Origin of the sequence: Lysinibacillus sp. UBA6686 (assembly GCF_002455205.1) — a bacterium.
Lineage (GTDB): Bacteria > Bacillota > Bacilli > Bacillales_A > Planococcaceae > Lysinibacillus > Lysinibacillus pakistanensis.
Genome location: NZ_DKJS01000017.1, coordinates 1 through 3,709, shown reverse-complemented (window position 1 = coordinate 3,709; position 3,709 = coordinate 1). Strand labels below are relative to the sequence as shown.

Genomic DNA, 3,709 nt, shown 5'->3' with positions numbered 1-3,709 from the left:
TTTAGTTTTTCAACACTATGACGAACATAATTATTAATGTTCGTACTATTGTACTTCTATTGTTTAAAATATTTCCTTTAACATTTCTTCTGCAACATGTTTACCTTGCTGCACACATTCTGGTATGGATATTCCCTCAAATGAACTACCTGCCAATTTTACAGTTGAGAAATGTTCTTGTAATTCTTGTTTTATGCGCTGGACTTTCTCCTGATGCCCAACTGTATACTGTGGCATCGCATTCTTCCAGCGAGTAACAACCGTCATCATTGGCTCTCCATGAATACCGATTGTTTTCGATAAATCCTGTAACACCGTTTTTTCAATTTCAGTATCTGATAGTGCTACAATCGCTTCGTCACCGACTCGACCAATGTAGCTACGTAATAGCACATAGTCCTCAGGGGAGCTACCTGGCCATTTTCGATTCATCCATGTACAAGAAGTTATTGAAAAATCGCTATTCCGAGAGACAAAAAACGATAGTGCATCTAAATCGCCTAATTGATCTTTTGTAAAAGCCATTGTCACAGTAGCAATTGTAGCTGCCTTCATCGTACTCAATTCAGCCAGATGCTGTTGTTTATGAAACATTTTTTCTACAATGTTAAATGGTGTGGCAATAATAACGGCATCTGCATTAATTTGAGTAAAATTATTTAATACAACTTGAATAGAGCCTTCCTTACCATGTTCAATTTCTTCGACCTTGACGCCCTTCATTATTGACCCAGGAAGTAAAGAATTTTCAAGTTTTTCGATAAGTGTCTCTAAACCATTATTAAAAGTTTGAAAAATCCCCTTATCCTTAGCGATAAGATTATTACTTAAAAAATTTGTACCGGATTTTTTCATTCCTAGTAGAAGGCTACGATATTTTTGCTCTAAACTATAAAGCTGTGGGAAAGTTGAACGCATGCTTAGCTGCTCAATATCTCCAGCAAATGTTCCTGCAAGTAATGGTTCTACTAAATTTTCGACAATTTCTGCACCAAATCTTCTTCTGAAAAACGGCCCTAATGGTTGGTCATCATTCTGTGTAGAGCGAGGAATAAAAAAGTCCCCTGCAGCACGTATTTTTCCACTAAGTGAAAATAAGCCAGATGTAATAAATGACGAAACATGCGGTGTTGCTCCAGACAAAAGATTACTAGGGATTGGATATAGATGACTACCAACTGCAATATAAATAGGACCCGTGTTACTTGTAATTAATTCTTGCTCAATTCCTAAATCTTTTGCCAGAGTATATACATAATTCTCCCGATCAAAGAAAGATTCTGGCCCACGCTCGATAATAAAACCATTTTTTCTTAGTGTTTGAATTTTTCCGCCAAGACGTAGTGACGACTCGACAAGTACGATATCTAACGGCAATTCTTTTGCGATTGCTTCTTTTTGCATATAGAACGCAGCTGTAAGACCAGTAATGCCACCGCCTACCACAACTACCTTTCGTCTTTTCTGGGTCACTAACATCATCACTTTCTTTTCGCTTAGCTTAATTTTTTATGAATAGCATCTACCATTGCATCAATGAATAATGGATGCGTATTTGGCATAGCTGGACGATAATACGTCGCCCCTAGTTCATCACAAACAACTTTACATTCAAAATCATTATCATATAAAACCTCTAGATGTTCTGTTACAAAGCCAACTGGTGTGTAAACGAATGAACGGAAGCCTTTTTGCTCGTAAAGTTCGCGAGTTAAATCTTGAACATCTGGACCAATCCAAGGCTCTGGTGTTTGCCCAGCTGATTGCCATCCTACTTCTACATTTTGTACACCAGTTGCTGCTTGGATTAAACGAGCTGTCTCGATTAATTGGTCTTCATATGGATCGCCCAACTCTTTTATTTTCTCCGGAAGCGAATGTGCGGACACAATTAAACATGCTTTTTCACGTTCTTCTCCAGACATACCATTAAATGTTTCGTTCACTTTATTTTTCCAATACTCTATAAATTTTGGTTCATTGTACCAAGATTCTACTGAAGTAATTGTTAAACGATCCCCAGCCGCTTCTGCTGCTCGTCCATTATAAGATTTTATGGAGAATGTTGAGAAATGAGGCGCCAATACTATAGAAACCGCTTCATTAATACCTTCAGCTACCATCTGTTCTACAGCATCTTCGATAAATGGATGAATATGCTTTAAACCAATAAATAATTTGTATTCTACAGCATCTTGAACTTCATTTAATCGTGCACATAGGGCTTCTGCTTGAGCTTTTGTTGCAGCAGCAAGTGGTGATAACCCACCGATTGCTTCATAACGACTACGTAAATCCTCTAAGTGCTCTTCTGATGGTTTACGACCATGACGAATATGCGTATAGTAAGGTTCTATATCTTCTTCTTTATAAGGTGTTCCATATGCCATTACTAACAAGCCTTTGATTTCTTTCATTACCCTTTTCACCTCTAAATAATAGTTTAAAAATATCTTTTCTTATCAATAAAAAATATGTGGCAAAAAGAAGCCGTCCAATTCATTAGGTTGGACAGCTCCCTTGCTGTGTTGTACAGAATGTAGTATTCACAGACAAGATTTAGTCAAAGCTTCTTAACTTTAAGAGCGTGCTTGGATTTGTTGAGCACTATAATCATGAATAAGAGCTGTTAAACGTTTCAATACCTCTGGATCTACCTCTGGGAATACACCATGTCCAAGATTAAAGATATGTCCAGGCATTTCTAAGCCTTGATCAATAATATCTTTTGCACGCTTTTCTATAATCGACCAGTCTGCAATTAATAAAGATGGATCTAAGTTACCTTGTACTGGTTTAGTAATACCATTTGAATGCGCTTCTTTAATTGGTAAACGCCAATCTAAGCCAACAACGTCAATCGGTAAATCATTCCACTCTTTTGCCAAATGGCTTGCACCAACACCGAACTGAATAAGTGGCACATTTTCTTTTTTCAACTCAGCAAAGATACGTGTCATTACTGGTTTAATAAAGATACGATAGTCTTCAACATTAAGAGCACCTACCCAAGAGTCAAATACTTGTATTGCCTTTGCCCCCGCCTCGATTTGTGCTGTTACGTAAGAAATAATCATATCTGCTAATTTATCCATTAATGCAAACCAAGCTTGTGGCTCTGATACCATAAATGATTTTGTTTTATTATAGTTTCTTGAAGGTCCACCTTCAATCATATAGCTTGCAAGCGTAAAAGGTGCACCAGCAAAACCAATTAAAGGTACATTTAGTTGCTCTTCTGTTAATAATTTTATTGTTTCCAATACAAAAGGTGTCTGTTCCTTGGCATTAAATTCACCTAATTTTTCCACATCAGCAACTGATCGAATAGGATTGGAAATAACAGGACCAACTCCTGCTTTGATTTTCACATCGACACCGATACCAGGGAGAGGTGTTACAATATCCTTGTATAAAATAGCCGCATCAACATTATAGTTTTCTACGGGTAAACGCGTTACATACGCACAAAGCTCGGGTTGATGTGTGATTTGCTCTAACGAATATTTTTCTTTAATCGCACGATATTCTGGCTGAGAGCGACCTGCTTGTCGCATATACCAGACAGGTGTATGTTCTGTTTTTTCCCCTCGTGCAGCACGAAGAAGTGTATCATTAAATGTTGTCATGAATAGTTCCTTCCCCTCGATAAAATTCATATCATTTTAATTTCGCCTTGGCGTAATAGTAGCTGCCGCTTTGCTTTCGC

General features: G+C 37.5%; 3 protein-coding genes. All 3 read right to left on the bottom strand.

Going from position 1 to position 3,709, the window contains the following annotated elements:
* Positions 1 to 63: 63 nt before the first annotated feature.
* On the bottom strand, positions 64 to 1,482 hold the full coding sequence (hemY, locus tag B2R82_RS04395; protein ID WP_286923711.1) for a protoporphyrinogen oxidase: 1,419 nt from the start codon (positions 1,480 to 1,482) through the stop codon (positions 64 to 66).
* 14 nt (positions 1,483 to 1,496) lie between these two features.
* Positions 1,497 to 2,417, bottom strand: a complete 921-nt coding sequence (gene hemH / locus B2R82_RS04390) for a ferrochelatase (protein WP_286923710.1) — start codon at positions 2,415 to 2,417, stop codon at positions 1,497 to 1,499.
* A 162-nt stretch (positions 2,418 to 2,579) separates the two neighbouring features.
* A complete protein-coding gene (gene hemE, locus B2R82_RS04385) occupies positions 2,580 to 3,629 on the bottom strand; it encodes a uroporphyrinogen decarboxylase (RefSeq protein ID WP_286923709.1) in 1,050 nt (349 codons plus the stop codon).
* Between the last annotated feature and the right edge of the window lie 80 nt (positions 3,630 to 3,709).

Excerpts from the sequence above, each read along its gene's own strand:
- hemY (WP_286923711.1), bottom strand. The coding sequence starts at position 1,482 with ATGATGTTAGTGACCCAGAAAAGACGAAAGGTAGTTGTGGTAGGCGGT.
- hemH (WP_286923710.1), bottom strand. The coding sequence starts at position 2,417 with ATGAAAGAAATCAAAGGCTTGTTAGTAATGGCATATGGAACACCTTAT.
- hemE (WP_286923709.1), bottom strand. The coding sequence starts at position 3,629 with ATGACAACATTTAATGATACACTTCTTCGTGCTGCACGAGGGGAAAAA.